Annotated in this window: 22 protein-coding genes and 1 riboswitch; of the genes, 18 read left to right on the forward strand and 4 right to left on the reverse strand. The window is 60.4% G+C overall.

The annotated features are described in order from the left end of the window. Positions 1 to 19: 19 nt before the first annotated feature. Genes RC54_RS25855 through RC54_RS11500 form a run of 4 tightly spaced genes read left to right on the forward strand, consistent with a single transcriptional unit; the run spans position 20 to position 2,765 of the window. Positions 20 to 745 carry a methyl-accepting chemotaxis protein gene (locus RC54_RS25855; protein WP_058895379.1) on the forward strand — a complete coding sequence of 242 codons (726 nt, stop codon included), beginning with the start codon at positions 20 to 22 and terminating at the stop codon, positions 743 to 745. Next, on the forward strand, positions 742 to 1,350 hold the full coding sequence (locus RC54_RS11490; RefSeq protein WP_058895380.1) for a hypothetical protein: 609 nt from the start codon (positions 742 to 744) through the stop codon (positions 1,348 to 1,350). Before RC54_RS25855 ends, RC54_RS11490 begins: the two co-directional genes overlap by 4 nt. 31 nt (positions 1,351 to 1,381) lie before the next feature. Then, the gene (locus RC54_RS11495) at positions 1,382 to 2,347 is read left to right on the forward strand and encodes a chemotaxis protein CheX (RefSeq protein WP_058895381.1); all 966 of its coding nucleotides are present in this window, start codon (positions 1,382 to 1,384) and stop codon (positions 2,345 to 2,347) included. Positions 2,348 to 2,396: 49 nt separating this feature from the next. Beyond that, positions 2,397 to 2,765 carry a response regulator gene (locus RC54_RS11500; protein ID WP_017451187.1) on the forward strand — a complete coding sequence of 123 codons (369 nt, stop codon included), beginning with the start codon at positions 2,397 to 2,399 and terminating at the stop codon, positions 2,763 to 2,765. Positions 2,766 to 2,895: 130 nt separating this feature from the next. On the opposite strand, the gene RC54_RS11505 is transcribed toward RC54_RS11500, so the two are convergent. Further along, positions 2,896 to 3,762, reverse strand: coding sequence for a PCC domain-containing protein (locus RC54_RS11505; RefSeq protein WP_061789160.1), 867 nt, complete (start codon positions 3,760 to 3,762; stop codon positions 2,896 to 2,898). Positions 3,763 to 4,002: 240 nt separating this feature from the next. Here RC54_RS11505 and RC54_RS11510 point away from each other — a divergent pair, with 240 nt between their 5' ends. Beyond that, a complete protein-coding gene (locus RC54_RS11510; RefSeq protein WP_058895383.1) occupies positions 4,003 to 4,311 on the forward strand; it encodes a hypothetical protein in 309 nt (102 codons plus the stop codon). Between the two features lie 215 nt (positions 4,312 to 4,526). Here the strand turns inward: RC54_RS11510 and RC54_RS11515 are convergent, their stop codons facing one another. Together RC54_RS11515 and RC54_RS11520 are read right to left on the reverse strand one after the other, a co-directional pair. Beyond that, positions 4,527 to 4,874 (reverse strand): putative PII-like signaling protein, encoded by a 348-nt coding sequence (locus tag RC54_RS11515; protein WP_061789159.1) that lies wholly within the window; start codon positions 4,872 to 4,874, stop codon positions 4,527 to 4,529. Further along, positions 4,871 to 6,196, reverse strand: a complete 1,326-nt coding sequence (locus RC54_RS11520; protein WP_061789158.1) for a voltage-gated chloride channel family protein — start codon at positions 6,194 to 6,196, stop codon at positions 4,871 to 4,873. The genes RC54_RS11515 and RC54_RS11520 overlap by 4 nt, the downstream gene beginning before the upstream one ends. Before the next feature lie 86 nt (positions 6,197 to 6,282). Beyond that, positions 6,283 to 6,356, reverse strand: a riboswitch (Fluoride riboswitch). A gap of 183 nt (positions 6,357 to 6,539) precedes the next feature. Between RC54_RS11520 and RC54_RS11525 the strand changes: the two genes are divergently transcribed. The 8 genes from RC54_RS11525 (at position 6,540) to RC54_RS25725 (ending at position 11,229) form a co-directional block, all read left to right on the forward strand. Then, positions 6,540 to 7,652 carry a zinc-binding metallopeptidase family protein gene (locus tag RC54_RS11525; RefSeq protein ID WP_061789157.1) on the forward strand — a complete coding sequence of 371 codons (1,113 nt, stop codon included), beginning with the start codon at positions 6,540 to 6,542 and terminating at the stop codon, positions 7,650 to 7,652. A 115-nt stretch (positions 7,653 to 7,767) separates the two neighbouring features. Continuing rightward, complete coding sequence (locus RC54_RS11530; protein WP_061789156.1) at positions 7,768 to 8,184, forward strand: PAAR domain-containing protein; 417 nt, start codon at positions 7,768 to 7,770, stop codon at positions 8,182 to 8,184. Beyond that, positions 8,181 to 8,684, forward strand: coding sequence for a DUF4123 domain-containing protein (locus RC54_RS11535; RefSeq protein ID WP_244216469.1), 504 nt, complete (start codon positions 8,181 to 8,183; stop codon positions 8,682 to 8,684). The genes RC54_RS11530 and RC54_RS11535 overlap by 4 nt, the downstream gene beginning before the upstream one ends. Beyond that, positions 8,677 to 9,033, forward strand: coding sequence for a hypothetical protein (locus RC54_RS11540; protein WP_061789155.1), 357 nt, complete (start codon positions 8,677 to 8,679; stop codon positions 9,031 to 9,033). Before RC54_RS11535 ends, RC54_RS11540 begins: the two co-directional genes overlap by 8 nt. Beyond that, the gene (locus tag RC54_RS11545) at positions 9,033 to 9,647 is read left to right on the forward strand and encodes a Tox-REase-5 domain-containing protein (protein ID WP_082803076.1); all 615 of its coding nucleotides are present in this window, start codon (positions 9,033 to 9,035) and stop codon (positions 9,645 to 9,647) included. Before RC54_RS11540 ends, RC54_RS11545 begins: the two co-directional genes overlap by 1 nt. A gap of 16 nt (positions 9,648 to 9,663) precedes the next feature. Next, positions 9,664 to 10,401, forward strand: coding sequence for an Imm52 family immunity protein (locus tag RC54_RS11550; RefSeq protein ID WP_061789154.1), 738 nt, complete (start codon positions 9,664 to 9,666; stop codon positions 10,399 to 10,401). 79 nt (positions 10,402 to 10,480) lie between these two features. Further along, on the forward strand, positions 10,481 to 10,840 hold the full coding sequence (locus RC54_RS25720; protein WP_244216470.1) for a hypothetical protein: 360 nt from the start codon (positions 10,481 to 10,483) through the stop codon (positions 10,838 to 10,840). A gap of 11 nt (positions 10,841 to 10,851) precedes the next feature. Next, the gene (locus RC54_RS25725; RefSeq protein WP_244216471.1) at positions 10,852 to 11,229 is read left to right on the forward strand and encodes an Imm52 family immunity protein; all 378 of its coding nucleotides are present in this window, start codon (positions 10,852 to 10,854) and stop codon (positions 11,227 to 11,229) included. Between the two features lie 65 nt (positions 11,230 to 11,294). Here RC54_RS25725 and RC54_RS11560 read toward each other — a convergent pair whose 3' ends face one another. Beyond that, a complete protein-coding gene (locus tag RC54_RS11560) occupies positions 11,295 to 12,638 on the reverse strand; it encodes an MFS transporter (protein WP_017453469.1) in 1,344 nt (447 codons plus the stop codon). 160 nt (positions 12,639 to 12,798) lie between these two features. On the opposite strand from RC54_RS11560, the gene cyoA reads away from it, so the two are divergent. The 5 genes from cyoA to RC54_RS11585 all read left to right on the forward strand — a co-directional run bounded on the left by cyoA (position 12,799) and on the right by RC54_RS11585 (position 17,751). After that, positions 12,799 to 13,731: a ubiquinol oxidase subunit II gene (gene cyoA, locus RC54_RS11565; protein WP_017453468.1), complete on the forward strand. Its 933-nt coding sequence runs from the start codon at positions 12,799 to 12,801 to the stop codon at positions 13,729 to 13,731. Between the two features lie 76 nt (positions 13,732 to 13,807). Continuing rightward, entirely contained in the window at positions 13,808 to 15,811 is a 2,004-nt protein-coding gene (cyoB, locus tag RC54_RS11570) for a cytochrome o ubiquinol oxidase subunit I (protein ID WP_058895393.1), read from the forward strand. Next, positions 15,804 to 16,430, forward strand: a complete 627-nt coding sequence (gene cyoC, locus RC54_RS11575; protein WP_017453466.1) for a cytochrome o ubiquinol oxidase subunit III — start codon at positions 15,804 to 15,806, stop codon at positions 16,428 to 16,430. Before cyoB ends, cyoC begins: the two co-directional genes overlap by 8 nt. Next, complete coding sequence (cyoD, locus tag RC54_RS11580) at positions 16,427 to 16,903, forward strand: cytochrome o ubiquinol oxidase subunit IV (protein WP_058895394.1); 477 nt, start codon at positions 16,427 to 16,429, stop codon at positions 16,901 to 16,903. Before cyoC ends, cyoD begins: the two co-directional genes overlap by 4 nt. Continuing rightward, positions 16,900 to 17,751, forward strand: coding sequence for an SURF1 family protein (locus tag RC54_RS11585; RefSeq protein WP_058895395.1), 852 nt, complete (start codon positions 16,900 to 16,902; stop codon positions 17,749 to 17,751). The genes cyoD and RC54_RS11585 overlap by 4 nt, the downstream gene beginning before the upstream one ends. Positions 17,752 to 17,753 lie beyond the last annotated feature (2 nt).

A 17,753-nucleotide genomic window follows, 5' to 3' on the forward strand; every position in this document is an offset into this window, starting at 1 on the left:
GAGAAGTAGGAAGAGAGTCATGTTCCAATCCATCCTCCTGGTGGCGCTGGGCGCCGTGCTGGCCGGCTTGCCCATGGCGGCCCTGTGGTTGCGCCAGAAACGCCGCGCCCGGCAATTGATCGACGCTGCTCAACTGGAGCAGGTGCGCGACCAGGCCCAGGCCGCGCTGGTCCAGCAGCAAGAACAATGGGCCGCACACCAGCAGCACCTTGAACAAGAGCGCCTGGCCGCGCAAGACCACATGGCCGAACTGCGCCGCGACAGCGAAGCCATGCTGGCGCGCCTGTCCAGCCAGCAATCGGACCACCTCTCGCGGGTAAAGCAGAACTGCGACGATTCCCAGGACACCATCAGCAAGCTGCTGGGCCTGGTGCGTACCTTCGAGCGCTGGCACGATGACATGAACGAGCTCATCGCCCACAACCGCGAGATGCACCGCAAGAATGACGAGTTTGCCCTGATCGTCAACCAGGTCGTCATCGTCGCCCTGAACGCCTCCATCGAGGCCGCCCGCGCCGGGGTACATGGCCGCGGCTTTGCCGTGGTGGCGCAGGAAGTGCGTGACCTGGCGCAGCGCGCCGAGAAGCTGTCCAAGAGCTATCGTGACAACCTGTACCAGAACGACCTGATCACCACCACCACCTTCCAGGACCTGCAGGCCGGCGGCAAGATGATCATGGGCGCCGTCATCGGCCTGGACCTGATCAACAAGAAAACCAGGGATGCCCTGGCCCAAGCGGCATGAGCGCCAATGACATGAGCGAACTGCAGGCGGTGGCCGAGAGCATCCCTGACCAACGCATCAGTGCTGCTGCGCGCGATGGTTTCGATACCTTGCTGCAGCAGGCCTTGCGCAGCAGCCTGGTGCCGTCTGAGGCCAGTGCCGAGATCACGGTATTGGACGACGTCGCCGCCATCGTCGAGAAGAAGATGGTGGTGCTCACCATTTCCTCTTACCTGTTTCGTCTGATGGTGATGTTCCACTTCACCCCGGACGCCGCTACCCGTGGGCATTTTGCCCGACTCACCCGGGCTAACCCGGCCGAGATGGGCGAGCAAGCCTTCATGGACGCCATCGCCGAATGCGGCAACCTGTGCTGCGGCATCTTCAACCGTGAGCTGGGGCGCTTCTTCCCGCACCTGGGCATGTCCACGCCCAACGTTATCGACACCCAGTGTGTGGCCTACCTGCAAAAGCTCGACTGCGCACACGTGCGGCATTTCGCCATCGACCTGGCGGACGCGCCGCGCTTTCACGTCTCGCTGTGCATCTCGGCCTACGACCACCTGGACTTTGCCGTCTCGGTCGAGGAACAGGTCGATACCACGGGCGAGCTGGAACTGTTCTGACATTTCAACGACCCGGGGAACCTCTACCATCATGGACGCCACTGCCAGCCTCGACAACACCATCACCAGCAAAGTCCTGGTGCTGGACCGCGACACCGATTGCTACGCCACCATCAAGTCCTTCTGCGAACGTCACCACTTAGTCGGCCTCAAGGCCCATGAAGAACACGTGATGGCGGTCTTGCGCAGCAACGTCGACCTGGGCGGCATCATGCTCTCCGAAAGCCTGGCCGGCCTGGGCGAAGGTGGCGGCGGCCTGGGACTGGCGCGCCGCATTCGCGAAGTCCGCCCTGAATTACCCATCTTCCTGCGTCGCCGCCGGGAAAGCGCCGATACCCCGCTGGCCGAACGCGACAGCGAACTGTTCAGTGCGGTCTATCGCATCGAGGATATCGACGCCTTGGCTCCGGCCGTGGCGGCATCCATCTTCAGTCAGCGCTATCCCAACGCGCTGGTGCGCGGCATCGCCGAGATCAGCCGCATGGTGCTGGAGCGCCAGTTCCCTGGCATGAGCGTGGAGATCGAACAGCCTTACCTGGTGCGCGACCGCATCATCTTCGGCGAAGTGTTCACCTTGATTCCGCTGGAAAGCAGCTGGTGCCGTGGCTACATGATGCTGCAGGCCGAACAGAAGACGCTACAGGCGCTGGCCCCCGAAGAGTCGGGCGACTTCCGCAATCTCAACAATGCCCTGGGCGAACTGACCAACCTGATCTGGGGCTGGTTCAAGAACCGCTTCATCAACCAGAGCCAGCCGATCCAGCAGTTGAGCCAGGTGCCCATCATCATCAACCATCAGCACCGCTACATTTCCTTCGGTTCGGAAGATGCGCAACTGTGCTTCAAGTACCTGCTGCGTAAGGGCGATGGCGATGATGCCCCGCTGGTGCTGCTGCAACGCTTCATCTTCAACCTCTCATGGTCACCGGAAGACTTCATCGAAAACCAGATCTCGGTAGAAGACCTGTTCGAATCGGGCGAGCTGGAGCTGTTCTGACACGATTCCCCCCTGTAACCTCCCCCCTAGTGAAGAAAGAGAATTCAAGATGGCACAAATCCTGGTAGTGGACGATTCGAGCACCGTGCGCGCCGAAGTAGGCGACTTCCTCAAGAAGAACGGCCTGGACGTAGCGCTGGCCGTGGACGGACGCGATGGCCTCAACAAACTCAAGGGCGACCCGTCCATCAAACTGGTGGTCTCGGACGTGAACATGCCCAACATGGATGGCCTGACCATGGCCGAAAAGATCCGCAGCGAACTGGGCAATGCCAGCGTGAACATCATCATGCTCACCACCGAGAACTCTCCCATCATGAAGGAACGCGGCAAGGCGGCTGGCATCAAGGGGTGGATCGTCAAGCCGTTCAAGGGCGAGGCGGTATTGCCGACCTTCAAGAAGCTGGTGGGCGCTTGATGGAGGCGGCCGCGGGATAAGCCTGGGTTTCCCGTTTAAGCTTGATTGGAACGGCCTGCAGTGATGCGGGCCGTTTGACTTCGTGATGAGGTTTCAAAAGTCTCCCTCTGACGATAAAGGGTGCTTGGCGTCACAGCTCTTCCAACACCAGCTCAAAGCAGATCAAGACCGGATTGCAGCCCCGCGCCAGCACGCCTTCGCAGACCTGGCCTTGCGGATTGATGAGCCCGATATCCAGTCGACCCACGCCATTGCGCACTTCACCGGCACGTATGAGGATTTCGGTGGCGCGGTCCTCCAGCACCCGCCCATCCTCGAACTCGGCGCCGATGATGCTGCCCACGCTACCGCGCACGATGGCATTGCGGATGCCATGGGCGGCGCAGGCTTGTTCGACCGCCATCGTCAAATCCTGGTCGGGGCGGATGCGGGCCAGTACCACGCGCTTGCCGCTCGCAGCGGCGGCCTGCTCGGATAGCCGGGTCGGGTAGAACAGGGTGAAATTGGTTTCCGGGTCATGGCGGGTAGCCATGGTGGCGTCATGCAAGCCCCAGGCCTGCGCCGGCGTGGCGGCGCCCACGATGGTCTTTTCCATCATCAGATGCCCACCCTGGCGCTGAGCGTCGCGACCGTGCCAGACGGCATGGCAATGCACGAAGGGTTCGCCCTCCTTGCGACCATAGGTGGCACAGGCGTACTCGATGACGGTGCCTTCTTCGATGGCATGGGGCGCGCTGTAGAAGGCGGCGTGCTGCTCATCTACGGCCAGCGCGGGCATGAGGAAATGCAATGCAGTCAGTGGCAGATTGGCAAAGCGCACGGTGCCGCCCGCCAGACCCGCACGCGCCAGCGGCAGGCTGATGGCGTCGCGCAGGTTCAGGCCGGCTTGCAGGGTGAAGTCGAGATGCATGGCTTGGCCCGCGAGCGAGACGATGCGCTCGGGCTCGGGTGGGCCGGGGTGGCGGACGGTGCGGGTGAAGCTTGGGGCGGTGGGCATGGGGGCTCCTGGGGCAGGCGGGCTGCGGCATCGATGGGCGGTCGGGGTTGTACTCGCTGAGGTGAATTATCGCGCGTTCGCGCAGCGGGGGCGGGTGAATGGTATGCGTTGACGCATCCTTTTCACGCTTGCTATTCTTCAGTACCCATTAGAAATGGGCCCGGGTTTGGCGACTCGAATTCACCCAAGGCGACTTTCCGCCCCACGGCGGGTTTTCTCACCACGACCCAAGGAGGCAATATGCCTGATACTCAAACGTCAGAAGTGTCCCGCGCACGCTTATTCAAGTCTTTCTCCTGGCACCACACCGAAGTTCCTCCCTCCGAGAAGAAGATGCTTGTCGAATACGCCCACGATGTGGGCAATGGAATGGCAACGCTGCTGTCCCTGATGGAGTTCAACGAAATCGAAGCTAGCGACGATAGACCATTACTGAGCGCAGTGGATAGAGGGGCGCTGCTGCGCTTGGCAATCACCACGAGCAGGATGCTTGCCAAGGTAGCCGAGGAGCAGATTGACGCAGCCAACAAGGCACATCTGCAGCAGTAATCTTGGCAACACGGGAGCGATGTATTGCCTACCATCTGCAAGCTCTCTCATGTGGTTCGTGGCCATATCGAGGGAGCTTGTTTTTGATGCTTAAGCTGAAGTTTCACGCAGGATAAGACCGCTCGCGCCCATCCCGCGGCCTCTGCGCCAAGCCTTCACCGAGCAAGGTGAACAATTCTTCCAGCATCCCTATCCCTAGCAACCGCCGGCAACCGTCACGACTGCTCCAGCGGCAACTCGCAGCTCAACAGCACCGCCCTGACCTTGTCCAGTTCCTCCCGGTGATCGTGCAGGAAGCGGCGCAGGCGCGCTTCGCTGTCCAGCAATTCCAGGCACTGCGGATGACGCATGGCGCTGACCTCGGGATGGAGATGGCTCATCTTTTCGCCCGGTAGATAACCGGCACTGATGGGCTGCAAGGTGACCTGGGCGATGCCCGCACGATGGGCCACGGCCACCAGGTGCCGGGCCAGGGCCGGGGCCGACAGGCGGTGCCAGAAACGGGTCGCCCGGGCGCGCGCGGCCAGCGGGAAGTACAGCCGCAGTACGGTGATGTCATTCATGGCGCATTGCCTCCCTCGGCAGCCGCCTGTTCCAGCTCACGCTTGCGCTGGGTCTTGTAGGCGTTGACCTCGGCGATCTTGATGCCTTCCGGCAGCGGAACGTGCTTGGTCTGGCTCACGCGTTGCGCATGATAGATGCCGGTATGCCCCGAGAACAGATAGGCCACCACGCAAGCCAGGGCGGCAAAGGGGCCGATGTCCGGGCCGAACAGTTCGATGGCCATGATGGTGGAGGCAATCGGTGTGTTGGCCGCGCCCGCAAACACGGCCACGAAGCCGATGCCAGCCAGCATCGAGAAGGGCAGATGCAGCAGCGGGGCCATGGCGTTGCCGAGGGTGGCGCCGATGTAGAACAGGGGCGTGACTTCGCCGCCCTTGAAGCCGGTACCCAGCGAGGTCACGGTGAAGAGCATCTTGCCCAGGAAATCCCAGGGCGCCAGGGGATGCTGGAAGGCTTCCACGATGACCGGGATGCCCAGGCCGATGTAGCGATGCGTGCCCACCGCCCAGACCGCCAGGGCCACCACCAGCCCGCCGATGAAGGGGCGCAGCGGGGCGTAGCTGACGTGGCGCTTCATGAAGGCAGAGAGGCGGTGGGTGCTGTTGGCAAACACCATGCCGACCAGGCCGAAGACCACCCCCGCGACGATGACTGCACCCACGCTCCACCAGGCGATGGGCGCGCTGCCGCTCATGGCGTAGTGGGTGTGATGCACGCCCCAGGCCAGGCCGACCTGGTCGGCCACGATGGCCGAGACGAAGCAGGGCAGGATGGCGTCGTAACGCATCCGGCCGATGGCCAGTACTTCCAGACCGAACAGGGCGCCGGCCATCGGCGTGCCGAACACCGAGGCAAAGCCGGCGCTGATACCGGCCATGAGCAGCAGGCGGCGCTCTTCCTGGCGCAGGCGCAGTACATGGGTCAACTGGTCGGCCAGTGCGCCGCCCATCTGCACGGCCGTGCCTTCGCGGCCCACCGAGGCGCCGAAGAGGTGCGACATGACGGTGCCGAACAACACCAGCGGTACCATGCGCAGCGGGATCACCTTCTTGGGGTCATGGATTTCATCGATGAGCAGGTTGTTGCCGGCTTCCACCGGCTTGCCGGTATGCAGGTACAGCCAGCCGACCGCAAAGCCGCCCAGCGGCAGCAGCCAGAGAATCCAGGGGTGCGCCTCGCGCCACTGGGTGGCGTATTCCAGCGAAAACAGGAAAAAGGCCGAGGCCGAGCCCGCCAGGACCGCGATCAGGCAGGCGATGAGGCACCATTTGGCGATGTAGGGCAGCAGGTAGAGCTGTTCCGGGTATTTGAAATGTTTCATGTGAACCAGGGGTCGAGTGGATCGTCCTGGCACACGGAGCGGTGCGCGAAGCATCAAGGCGAACGCCTACAGCCCCGGGGTGCCAGGTCACTGTAGGCATCATCAGCCCCAACGTGAAGTTGGTGGCGGTTAGAGGAGGAATGCCATCTCCTTGACCGCGATAGTAGCAATTTAGAAGCTCATCGACAACTTGTTGTTGTCATGAGTGGACATCCTCGAAGACACTTGCACCTGCCAAGCTTGCCAGGTGCAGGAACGTATCGAGCCCTGGTCGTTCCAATTTCCGAACGCCACCTCTGCCTGGTGGCAGCGATATCAACGACAAGGAATAGGGGGCGCGCCAGTGAAAACCTTCCATTGCGACAATTGCGGCCTGCAAGTCTTCTTTGAAAACACCGTCTGCGGCAATTGCGGGTGGATGCTGGGTTATCAGCCCGAGTTGCAGGCCATTGCCAGCTTTTTGCCATTGGAGCCGGATGCGCCGCCGGCTCAAGAGGTGGCTGCCGAGCCCGGGCCAGGGCCAGGCCGCTGGCGTAGCGTCAGGCCGGACAATGAAGGCCGGGTATTCAAGCAATGCCTGAACTATTGGCGCGAGAACATCTGCAACTGGATGCTCGACGCGCGCGAAGCGCATGAGCTGTGCGCCTCCTGCCGCCTGACCCGGGTGATTCCGACGCTGGATGAAGGAAATAACCGCGTGCTCTGGAGCCGTCTGGAAACGGCCAAGCGGCGCCTGCTGCATTCGCTGTGGACCTTGCGCTTGCAGCCGGTGCCGAAGATGGAAGATGAAGAAACGGGTCTGGCCTTCGAGTTCCTGCAGGACCAGCCGCATGGCGAACGGGTGCTGACGGGGCACGCCGATGGCGTCATCACCATCAACATCGCCGAGGCCGATCCGGCCTATCGGGAGCAGGCGCGCGAGCAGATGGCCGAGCCCTATCGCACGCTGCTGGGGCATTTCCGGCATGAGAGCGGACATTACTATTTCGACCGGCTGGTGGCGCCGAGCGAGTGGCTGGCACCTTTCCGACAAAAGTTCGGCGACGAACGCCAGGACTACGGCGCGGCCCTGAAAACCCATTACGAAAACGGCCCGCGCCCCGACTGGGAAGAAAACTTCGTCAGCGCCTATGCCAGCAGCCACCCTTGGGAAGACTGGGCCGAGACCTGGGCCCATTATCTTCATATGTTCGATACGCTGGAGACCGCCTATGCCTGCGGCGTGCAGTTGCGGCCGCGGCACGAGGGCGAACAGAAGCTGGTGATCAAGGCGCCGCCCGTGGCTGCGGGCTCCTTCGATGAGCTGGTTCGCGAGTGGTTCGCCTTGACCTATGTGCTCAACAGCCTGAACCGCAGCATCGGGATGCCGGATTCCTATCCCTTCACCTTGACTACGCCGGTGCTGGAGAAGCTGCGTTTCGTGCATGAGGTGCTCAATGCCGGCACGCCGGCTTGAGGCTCGTAGAATTTCGATTTTTACCGGGTGATTGAATTGGGCGGGGAGTCATTCTCCTTGCTGCGACTCGAAGCGGCTCATCAATTCCAGCAGAGGCGCTGGCAAGGAGAGTCGCATGGGGCAGGCATTCATCGTTGTCGGTGACAAGACCAGTCATGGTGGCACGGTCATCACTGGCGACCAGACATTTCTCGTTCATGGCAAGGCCGTCGCGCGGGTCGGCGACTTGACCAGCTGTCCCAAATGCAAGGGGACATTTCCTATCACATCCGGTGCGGGCGATATGAAGTCCAGAGGGCAGGCACCCGCGCGCGACGGGGATCGCACGGCCTGTGGTGCCACGCTCATTGCCAGCCAGGGCGTGGCCACCCACTCGGAGGGCCAAGCTGCTGGCCAGGCTGCGCCTGCTGAGGCGGCTGCCAGCGGCAATGACCGGATGGTCTCGCCAGCGTCTTCTTCGTCTTCTTCCATTTGTCTGCCTTGCCTGGCTGCCGCAGCGCAGTCTGGCCAGAGCTTGATGGTGCGCACATGAGTGCGTCATGGCTGCATGGCCGGATCAAACCCTTGCCGGAGCCGTTGCCGGGTGAGCACCTGCATGTACTGGTCGACGGATTTCACTACGCAGAGATGGACTTTGCGGAGCGCTTGGCTGACCAGCCGGGCGCATGGGGCTTGTTCGACGGGACTGAAGAAGAGTCACTCATCGACAGTGGCCCCTGGTTGCTGGCGGTGCAATGGCAATCCGAGGCGTTTTGCCAACAGTTGCTTGCCCTGGAGCGCGGCAGGCCGTCTGTTTCCTGGCTCTATGCAGCGCTTGGCACGGCTGAACTCGCTCAACAATTGCAGGCGCGCTTGGATCTTCATTTGCCGGATGGCCGTTCGGCCCTGGTCCGGTATTGGGATCCGCGCGTGCTGGCGACGCTGGCGCGGCGGCTCGATGAGGCGCAGCGCATGAGCTTCTTTGACTCCATCCGGGAATGGCATTTTCTGCTGGACGGCCGTCCCGTTCATATTGGACGTGATCATGATTGAACTCAGCCCTGAGCAATACCAGCAGTTTCTGGAAAGCGATACCCAACACTTCATTGCCGCCGCCGCTGACCAGTACCTTGCGGCTCATGAAGAGATGCGCAGCGACCCCGGCCGAGCCGAGGTGGTGGAACGGATGCGCACGGCCTTTGAGCGAGGCCGCGCCATCGGTTTCACCTCGACGTCGCATCTGCTCTACATGATGACCCTGGAGGCCGGGGCGCCGGGCTTGTTCGGCGACGAACTGATTCGCTGCTACCTGAGCAAACCGGGGGCGACGCCGGAACAGAGGCTGGACGACTTCGACGCCATTTTTACCAACGAACTGCAACGCATGAAGGAGAAAAAATAATGGCGGCCACTGCCGTTCAACTCGGGCGCGCTGCGGCGCAACGCGCGCTACCCGTGATCAAGCGCTGGATGTCTCGTGCCGTGGGTGGGGCAGGGGGTGTGGTGGCTGGAGAGGAAATCGAGATGCGACGCACGGAGGCGGAGAACGCCAAAAGTTCACCGCTGGCCAAGGCCGAGGTGGATGCGGCTTCGCGCGATAAGTGTCGGGATTGTCCGCCGCTGGCGGGGGAGCTTATCGTCAAGCAGTTCCAGGAACACAAATCATGGATGGAATATCAGGCCCGCGTGACCGGGATGCCTTCCGGGCCACTGTTTTTGACTGAATGGAAATATAAAAAACGGGAATTCGATGGATTCAAGCCGGCTGAATGTTTGCTGATGGAGGCGAAGGCGGCATATGACCAGTTTTTTGTCGCTCCGAATAAGTTCAGGTACGCCTTTCAACGGGAAATCATGAGTGAAATGATTGAGAAGGTTCGCAAGCAGCATGAGGTTGCAATGCCGCGCCCACCAGTGCAATTGCGATGGTATTTCCAGGATCCCTTGTGTTTCCAATACATGGCTCCTTTTATCGCACAGATTTCGCCGACCATTCAAATGGTCCATCTACCTTGACCCAACATCTAACATCATGCAGCCATTCGACATTCAAATCCTCTTCCCTGCGCCGCCAGTTGCAAAGGACCTGGCTCAACGCTTGGAAACACTCTATGAAATTTTTCTGAAATTAGGTGAGCAAGACCGGACTTTGCGACCACAGAATTGGCTATTGGCGACGGGTGATATAGATGGCTCTTTTCGTTATCCTGTGTTCGATGAGAAAAAGGTTTCTGATGCCTTGATCGCTTATTTTCGCGAACGTTATCGAGGAGAGCCGGCTTCCTCTTGCCGACATGTCACGCTTTGGAATGGCGTGATGGAAGAAGGGGAAGGTGCCAGCATTGCTTATCAGTTCAATCATGAGGATGGGGCGCCCGAAATCCTTTCCCTTTCTGTTCCAGATATGTCTGCCTGGAACGCGGCTGGGGTGGTGCAGATAATTGAAGTTGCGGTTCGACTCTATGCGCCGAGAGTGCTCTTTGTGCAGCCTGCAACCTATCAATCGGTATTTCGCGACAAGCCCAGCGTTGCGTGGATGCTCTACTTGCCCCTGCAACTATCGTCCATGCAAGTGCCGGAGGCCGCGAGACTGGAGCCTGTCCACGATGCTAATGGCCGTCTGATCGGGACAATCATCATCAGCGTGGCAGATGCGATTTTCGATATCGACAACCCGGACCACGTGCGAATCGCTCACGATATCGAGGTAAGGCTCACTGACCAGAATTTGCTGCCTCGTTATCCCGATCTGCTATTTTCGCCCTCTTGATCTGAATGATGTTGGCGAGTGTATCGAACGCTAGGCTTGGCCTCTTCATTCGCGTCACATACCAACCGTGAGCAATTCAATGAAACCTTTTGAGATAGAGATTTTTTATCCAGCAGTGGAGCCGCGCATCAGTCTTGTTGAGCGAATGAGGGCCGCAGCTACCCTCTTGTCTGAATGGGGCAAGCACGATGAATGGATGAAGCTGGAGCATTGGCTGGTCGCAACGGGGGATGAAGAGGGCTCGTTTAGATATCCAGTCTTTGAGGGTGGTGTACCAGGCACGTCGGCGTTGGCCTATTATCGTGAGTTCCACCGCAATCACGAGCCGGACGATCCACGCTATCTCTGCTTCTGGAACGGTCAGTTGGAGAAGGGAAGAGTGCCAGTTTCTCCGATCAATATCATCATCGGCGCGCAACGCCGGAAAATATCAGTCTGACGGTGGATGATATGGATCGCTGGCCAGGTCCTGCTTCCATCGTGGAGGCCTTGAAAGAATCCGCGAAGCTCTTTTCTCCAAGTGCAATGTTCGTGCAGCCTGTTCGTTACAAGCCGGTGTTCTTCGATAAGCCCAGCGCCGGTTGGATGCTCTATCTACCACTGAGTCTTTCCCCTGCTCAAGTGCCTGAAGCCGGAAGACTAGAGCCCGTCCACAATGCTGCCGGCCGCCTGTTAGGGACGATCATCATCAGCGTGGCAGATGCGATTTTCGATATAGACAACCCTGACCATGTGCGAATCGCCCACGATATCGAGGTCAGGCTTACGGATCAGGACTTGCTGCCAAGTTATCCCGACGTCCTGTTGGATGGGAACATCATCGGCTAAAGCCAATAAAAAACCCGGAAGTCACCTTCCGGGTTTTCACTTCAGCAGCGCTGGTTCAGCGCAGTTCAGTCATCCCGCGCTTCCAGCGCCCGGTTCAGACTCAGCGCCGCCAGTGAACCTACCGCCCCCGAGAGCAGGTAGAAGCTCACATAAGCCATGCCGAAGTGCGCCGACAGGCCCAAAGCCACCAGCGGGGCGAAGCCGGCACCGACCAGCCAGGCCAGATCGGAGGTCAGGGCGGCACCCGTATAGCGATAGCGGGTCTTGAAGTTGGCCGTCACGGCACCGGCTGCCTGACCATAGGACAAGCCCAGCAGGGCGAAGCCGATCAGGATGAAGGTGTTCTGGCCGGATTCGCCTCCATTCATCAGGGTCGGTACGAAGGCCGACAGGATGGCAATGAGCAGGGCCATGGTACCTAGCGTATTGCGGCGGCCGAAGCGGTCGGCAATCAGGCCCGAGACCACGATGCCCGCAGCCATGATGACGCCACCCCAGATCTGCACCACCAGGAAGTCGGTGGCTTCACGCAGTGAATACAACTTCACCCACGACAGCGGGAATACCGTCACCAGGTGGAACAGGGCATAGCTGGCCAGCGCGGCCAGGGCGCCGATGATGATGTTGCGGCCCTGGGTGGTGACCAGCTCGACCGCGCCGGCCGGTTCCAGTTCGCGTTCATCCAGCAGCTTGGCGTATTCCGGGGCCGAGACCAGGCGCAGGCGCGAGAACAGGGCCACCACGTTGATGGCAAAGGCGACATAGAAGGGATAGCGCCAGCCCCATTCAAGGAAGTCGGCCGAGCTCAGGTTGGAGAGCATGTAGGCAAACAGGCTGGCGGCCACGATGAAGCCCAGCGGTGCGCCCAACTGCCCCAGGGCCGCATACCAGCCGCGCTTGTTCTGCGGGGCGTTCATGGCCAGCAAGGAAGGCAGGCCATCCCAGGCACCACCCAAGGCCAGCCCTTGACCGACGCGCAATAGCGAGAGCAAGATGATGGCCCACACACCAATGTGGTCATAAGTTGGCAATAAAGCAATTCCGGCCGTCGAAAAGCCGAGCATGAACAACGCCAGCGTCAGTTTTACCTCGCGGCCGTAGTGTTTTTGAATCGCCATGAAGATGGTCGTCCCGATGGGGCGGGCCAGGAAGGCGAAGGAAAAGATCACGAAGGCGTAGAGCGTGCCTTCCAGCCTGGGTGCGTTGGGAAAGAACAGCATCGGGAACACCAGGACCGATGCCAGTGCATAGACGAAGAAGTCGAAGTATTCGGAGGCCCGTCCGATCACCACGCCAACCGCGATCTCACCGGGCTCGATCGCGCCGTGCTCGTGGGAAGTGGAAGGGTGCTCGGATTGCTGTCTGAATTGGCCGGAACCTTGGCCGTCGTGGATGCTGGTGCTTGCCATGGCTTTGTCTCCCACTGTTAGAGGTTTAGTCGCAGTACGTACTACTAATCCCAACCTGGCAGGTGGCAAGTGACAGGGTGGGACAAAACGTCCAATCGCCAACACACTTTATTGGCGTTACATTACCACGCTCTGATACATACGACTGGAATTTTCCTTCATGGTTTCTCAAATCCTCCGTCGCGGATTGCTCCTGCTTCCTGCGATTCTGTTGGCTGGGTGCAACACCGTCGTGATGAATCCTTCCGGCGACATCGCTAACCAGCAAGCACGCCTGATCATCATCTCGACCGCGTTGATGCTGCTCATCATCGTTCCGGTGATCATCCTGACGCTGCTGTTCGCATGGCGTTATCGCAAGAGCAACACTTCTGCTCCCTACGAGCCGGACTGGGATCACTCGACCCGCCTGGAACTGATCATCTGGGGCGCACCCCTGCTGATCATCATCGCCCTGGGCCTGTTGACCTGGATTACCACCCACACCCTGGACCCGTACCGTCCGCTCTCGCGCATCGACGCCGAGCGTCCGTTGGCGCCCCAGGTCAAGCCGCTGGTGGTGGAAGTGGTGGCGCTGGACTGGAAGTGGCTGTTCATCTATCCAGAGCAAGGCATCGCTACCGTCAATGAGCTGGCCGCGCCGGTGGATGTTCCCATCGAATTCAAGATCACGGCCTCCAACGTGATGAACTCCTTCTACATTCCCGCACTGGCTGGCCAGATCTACGCCATGCCCAGCATGGAAACCAAGCTGCACGCGGTCATCAACAAGGCTGGCGAATATGACGGTTTCTCGGCCAACTACAGTGGCGCCGGTTTCTCGCACATGCGCTTCAAGTTCCACGGCCTGGACCAGGCTGGCTTCGACGCCTGGGTGCAAAAGGCCAAGGCCGGTGCCGGCAAGCTGGACCGTGCCGAGTACCTCAAGCTGGAACAGCCGAGCGAACGTGAGCCTGCCCGCCTCATCGGCAGCATCGAGCCCAATCTGTTCCACGCCATCGTGAACCGTTGCGTAGCGCCCAACACGGTTTGCATGGACAAGATGATGGCCACCGACCTGAACGTGAAACCGGGCCAGCAAAAGGCCGAATGATTTCCTTGCCTGGTAGCCGTATCAGCGCAGCAGAGCACCGCTGCGCCCCAATTTCCTTTTTCCCCGGGAAGTAAAGATGTCTGACAATTTTGACCTGATAAAGCTGATCTTCGGTCGCCTCAGTCTGGAAGCCATTCCATACCATGAGCCGATCCTGCTCGGCACCTTCGCCATGGTGGCGCTGGGCGGCATAGTGGTACTGGGCCTGCTCACCAAATATCGCCTGTGGGGCATGTTGTGGCGCGACTGGTTCACCAGTATCGACCACAAGCGCATCGGTATCATGTATATCGTGCTGGCCATCGTCATGCTGCTGCGCGGCTTTGCCGATGCCTTGATGATGCGTGCCCAGCAAGCCATCTCCTTCGGTGACAACGCCGGCTTCCTGCCGCCGCACCACTATGACCAGGTGTTCACCGCCCACGGCGTGATCATGATCTTCTTCGTGGCCATGCCCCTGGTGACCGGTCTGATGAACTACGTCGTGCCCCTGCAGATCGGTGCACGCGACGTGGCCTTCCCGTTCCTCAACAACTTCAGCTTCTGGATGACCACCTTCGGCGCGCTGCTGGTGATGGCTTCGCTGTTCGTGGGCGAATTCGCCCGCACCGGCTGGCTGGCCTACCCGCCGCTGTCGGGCATCCTGTACAGCCCGGACGTGGGGGTGGATTACTACATCTGGGCCTTGCAGGTGGCCGGGGTCGGGACATTGCTATCAGGGATCAACCTGGTGGTGACCATCGTCAAGATGCGCGCCCCGGGCATGAACATGATGAAGATGCCGGTCTTCACCTGGACTTCGCTCTGCACCAACGTCTTGATCATCGCCGCCTTCCCGGTGCTGACCGCTGTGCTGGCCATGCTGTCGCTGGACCGTGTGTTCGGTACCAACTTCTTCACCAACGACATGGGCGGCAACGCCATGATGTACGTGAACCTGATCTGGATCTGGGGTCACCCCGAGGTCTACATCCTGGTTCTGCCGGCCTTCGGCGTGTTCTCTGAAATCGTCTCGACCTTCAGCGGCAAGCGCCTGTTCGGCTACACCTCCATGGTGTATGCATCGGTGGTCATCACCATCCTGTCCTACCTGGTGTGGCTGCACCACTTCTTCACCATGGGTTCGGGCGCCAGCGTGAACTCCTTCTTCGGCATCACCACGATGATCATCTCGATCCCGACCGGTGCCAAGATCTTCAACTGGCTCTTCACCATGTACCGTGGTCGCATCCGCTTCGAAGTGCCGATGCTGTGGACCATTGGTTTCATGGTCACCTTCGTCATCGGCGGTATGACCGGCGTGCTGCTGGCCGTTCCTCCTGCTGACTTCGTGCTGCACAACTCGCTGTTCCTGATCGCCCACTTCCACAACGTCATCATCGGCGGCGTGGTGTTCGGCATGTTCGCCGGCATCAACTTCTGGTTCCCCAAGGCCTTCGGCTTCAAGCTCAATGCATTCTGGGGCAAGTGCTCGTTCTGGTTCTGGCTGGTCGGCTTCTACCTGGCCTTTATGCCCCTGTACGTGCTGGGCCTGATGGGCGTGACCCGCCGCATGAGCCACTTCGACGATCCGTCGCTGCAGATCTGGTTCGTGGTCGCCGCCATCGGCGCTGGCTTGATCGCCCTGGGTATCGGTTCGTTCATCATCCAGATCGCCGTGTCCATCCGCGATCGCAAGAAGCTGGCCGATGTCACCGGCGACCCGTGGGATGCGCGTACCCTGGAATGGTCCACTTCCTCGCCGCCGCCGGCCTACAACTTCGCCTTCACCCCGGTCGTGCATGACAACGACGCCTGGGCTGACATGAAGAAGAACAAGTATCAGCGTCCGCTGGGTGACTTCGTGGAAATCCACATGCCCAAGAACACCGGTGCCGGCTTCATCATCGCGGCATTGGCGGCAGTGCTGGGCTTTACCCTGATCTGGCACATGTGGCTGCCGGCCGTGGTGATCTTCGTTGCAATGATCGCTGCCACCATCATCCACACCTTTAATTACAACCGCGACTACTACATCCCGGCCGACGAAGTCGTCCGTGTCGAAGCAGAGCGCACACGTCTGTTGAATAGCCATGTCTGAAGCAATCAACCACACGGCCGACGCGACGCCTAGCTCGCGCTATTTCGTCCGCCATCACCATCCGGAGAACGGCACCCTGCTGGGCTTCTGGATCTACCTGATGAGCGATTGTCTGATCTTCGCCTGCCTGTTTGCGTGCTATGCCGTCCTCGGCCGCAACTATGCCGGCGGTCCGACCGGGGCCGAACTGTTCGACCTGCCGCTGGTGGCGCTCAACACCGCGCTGCTGCTGCTGTCGTCGATCACCTACGGCTTTGCCATGCTGGCCATGCAGGCCAAGAAGCAGCAGAACACCATCTTCTGGCTGATCATCACGGGTCTGCTCGGTGCTGGCTTCATCTACTTCGAACTCTATGAGTTCCTGCACCTGATCCACGAAGGCGCAGGCCCGTCCCGTAGCGGCTTCCTGACCTCGTTCTTCGCGCTGGTCGGTACCCACGGTCTGCACGTGACCTTCGGCATCATCTGGCTGGTCGTGCTGCTGTTCCAGATCAACAAGCACGGCCTGACCGAAGCCAATGGTCGTCGTCTGATGTGCCTGTCGATGTTCTGGCACTTCCTGGACGTGGTCTGGATCGGCGTCTTCACCTTTGTTTATCTGATGGGAGTCCTGCCATGAGCCGCGGCCACCAAGAACACCCGGCCCGCCCGATGGGCCAGCACGACGACCATGGCCACGATCATGGTCATGGCAGCCTCGCCGCCCACGGCACGATGAAGGATTACGTCACCGGCTTCGTGCTGGCCGTGATCCTGACCGCGATCCCGTTCTGGATGGTGATGCACAAGACCATCTCCAGCTCGGCTACCCTGGGTATCGTGCTGCTGGTCTTCGCTGCCGTGCAGATCGTGGTGCATATCAAGTACTTCCTGCACATGAACGGCAAGTCCGAAGGCGGCTGGAACATGCTGGCGATGATCTTTACCATCGTCATCGTGGTCATCGCCCTGTCCGGTTCGCTGTGGGTCATGTATCACCTGAACCACAACATGATGCCGACCATGTCGCCGGAAAACATGCCCACTGAAACTGTTCCGCAGTCGATGCAGGGTATGCAAGGTATGCAACACGGCGCAGACCAATCGAAATGAGCCCGACGCCACCTCATGGCGTGACGCAAGGCAAAGAAAGCGGGACGGCGTCAGCCGTCCCGGTATCCCGCACAAAGGCCAGCTTGCTGTTGCTGACCCTTTTGGCGGGATTTTTCTTTCTGGTGTTCGCCGCCCTCGGCACCTGGCAGGTCTATCGCCTGCAATGGAAACTCGACCTGATCGCCAAGGTCGATGCCCGCGTCCATGCCGCTCCCACGGCGCCGCCTGGCCCGCAGGATTGGCCGCAGGTGTCGGCTGAGCGTGACGAATACAAGCGCGTGGACCTGCGCGGCCGCTATCTCTACAGCAAGACCGTAGCGGTGCAAGCCAGCACCGACCTGGGCAGCGGCTCCTGGCTGCTGACCCCGCTGCAGATGGCCGATGGCGTGGTGGTGTTGGTCAATCGCGGCTTTGTCTCGACCTCGCCGATCAAGCTGGCTGAGCTCCATCTGCCTGATGCACCGGCCGATCAAGCCACCGAGGTCACCGGCCTGCTACGCATGAGCGAGCAGGGCGGCGGTTTCCTGCGCAGCAATGATGCGGCCCAGAACCGCTGGTATTCACGTGACGTGAAGGCCATCGCCCAGGCCCGTGGATTGGAGCCGGGCAAGGTGGCGCCGTACTTCATCGATGCCGACCAGGCCTCGGCCCAGGCCGATGCCGCAGTGGCGCCGGATGCCCAGAAGCCGGTCGGCGGCCTGACCGTGATCGCCTTCCACAACAGCCATCTGGTCTATGCCTTGACCTGGTATGCCCTGGCCCTGATGTCGCTGGGCGCCGGCTATTGGGTGATCCGTGATGAACGCCGCTGGCGCCAGCGCATCCAGGACGCGCAAGCCAAGGGCTGATC

The sequence above is a fragment of the Herbaspirillum rubrisubalbicans genome (genome assembly GCF_003719195.1).
Lineage (GTDB): Bacteria > Pseudomonadota > Gammaproteobacteria > Burkholderiales > Burkholderiaceae_D > Herbaspirillum > Herbaspirillum rubrisubalbicans.

Bases quoted from the DNA above. Each gene is read 5' to 3' on its own strand.
- RC54_RS25855 (WP_058895379.1), top strand. From the start codon at position 20: ATGTTCCAATCCATCCTCCTGGTGGCGCTGGGCGCCGTGCTGGCCGGC.
- RC54_RS11490 (WP_058895380.1), top strand. From the start codon at position 742: ATGAGCGCCAATGACATGAGCGAACTGCAGGCGGTGGCCGAGAGCATC.
- RC54_RS11495 (WP_058895381.1), top strand. From the start codon at position 1,382: ATGGACGCCACTGCCAGCCTCGACAACACCATCACCAGCAAAGTCCTG.
- RC54_RS11500 (WP_017451187.1), top strand. From the start codon at position 2,397: ATGGCACAAATCCTGGTAGTGGACGATTCGAGCACCGTGCGCGCCGAA.
- RC54_RS11505 (WP_061789160.1), bottom strand. From the start codon at position 3,762: ATGCCCACCGCCCCAAGCTTCACCCGCACCGTCCGCCACCCCGGCCCA.
- RC54_RS11510 (WP_058895383.1), top strand. From the start codon at position 4,003: ATGCCTGATACTCAAACGTCAGAAGTGTCCCGCGCACGCTTATTCAAG.
- RC54_RS11515 (WP_061789159.1), bottom strand. From the start codon at position 4,874: ATGAATGACATCACCGTACTGCGGCTGTACTTCCCGCTGGCCGCGCGC.
- RC54_RS11520 (WP_061789158.1), bottom strand. From the start codon at position 6,196: ATGAAACATTTCAAATACCCGGAACAGCTCTACCTGCTGCCCTACATC.
- RC54_RS11530 (WP_061789156.1), top strand. From the start codon at position 7,768: ATGGGGCAGGCATTCATCGTTGTCGGTGACAAGACCAGTCATGGTGGC.
- RC54_RS11535 (WP_244216469.1), top strand. From the start codon at position 8,181: ATGAGTGCGTCATGGCTGCATGGCCGGATCAAACCCTTGCCGGAGCCG.
- RC54_RS11540 (WP_061789155.1), top strand. From the start codon at position 8,677: ATGATTGAACTCAGCCCTGAGCAATACCAGCAGTTTCTGGAAAGCGAT.
- RC54_RS11545 (WP_082803076.1), top strand. From the start codon at position 9,033: ATGGCGGCCACTGCCGTTCAACTCGGGCGCGCTGCGGCGCAACGCGCG.
- RC54_RS11550 (WP_061789154.1), top strand. From the start codon at position 9,664: ATGCAGCCATTCGACATTCAAATCCTCTTCCCTGCGCCGCCAGTTGCA.
- RC54_RS25720 (WP_244216470.1), top strand. From the start codon at position 10,481: ATGAAACCTTTTGAGATAGAGATTTTTTATCCAGCAGTGGAGCCGCGC.
- RC54_RS25725 (WP_244216471.1), top strand. From the start codon at position 10,852: ATGGATCGCTGGCCAGGTCCTGCTTCCATCGTGGAGGCCTTGAAAGAA.
- RC54_RS11560 (WP_017453469.1), bottom strand. From the start codon at position 12,638: ATGGCAAGCACCAGCATCCACGACGGCCAAGGTTCCGGCCAATTCAGA.
- cyoA (WP_017453468.1), top strand. From the start codon at position 12,799: ATGGTTTCTCAAATCCTCCGTCGCGGATTGCTCCTGCTTCCTGCGATT.
- cyoB (WP_058895393.1), top strand. From the start codon at position 13,808: ATGTCTGACAATTTTGACCTGATAAAGCTGATCTTCGGTCGCCTCAGT.
- cyoC (WP_017453466.1), top strand. From the start codon at position 15,804: ATGTCTGAAGCAATCAACCACACGGCCGACGCGACGCCTAGCTCGCGC.
- cyoD (WP_058895394.1), top strand. From the start codon at position 16,427: ATGAGCCGCGGCCACCAAGAACACCCGGCCCGCCCGATGGGCCAGCAC.
- RC54_RS11585 (WP_058895395.1), top strand. From the start codon at position 16,900: ATGAGCCCGACGCCACCTCATGGCGTGACGCAAGGCAAAGAAAGCGGG.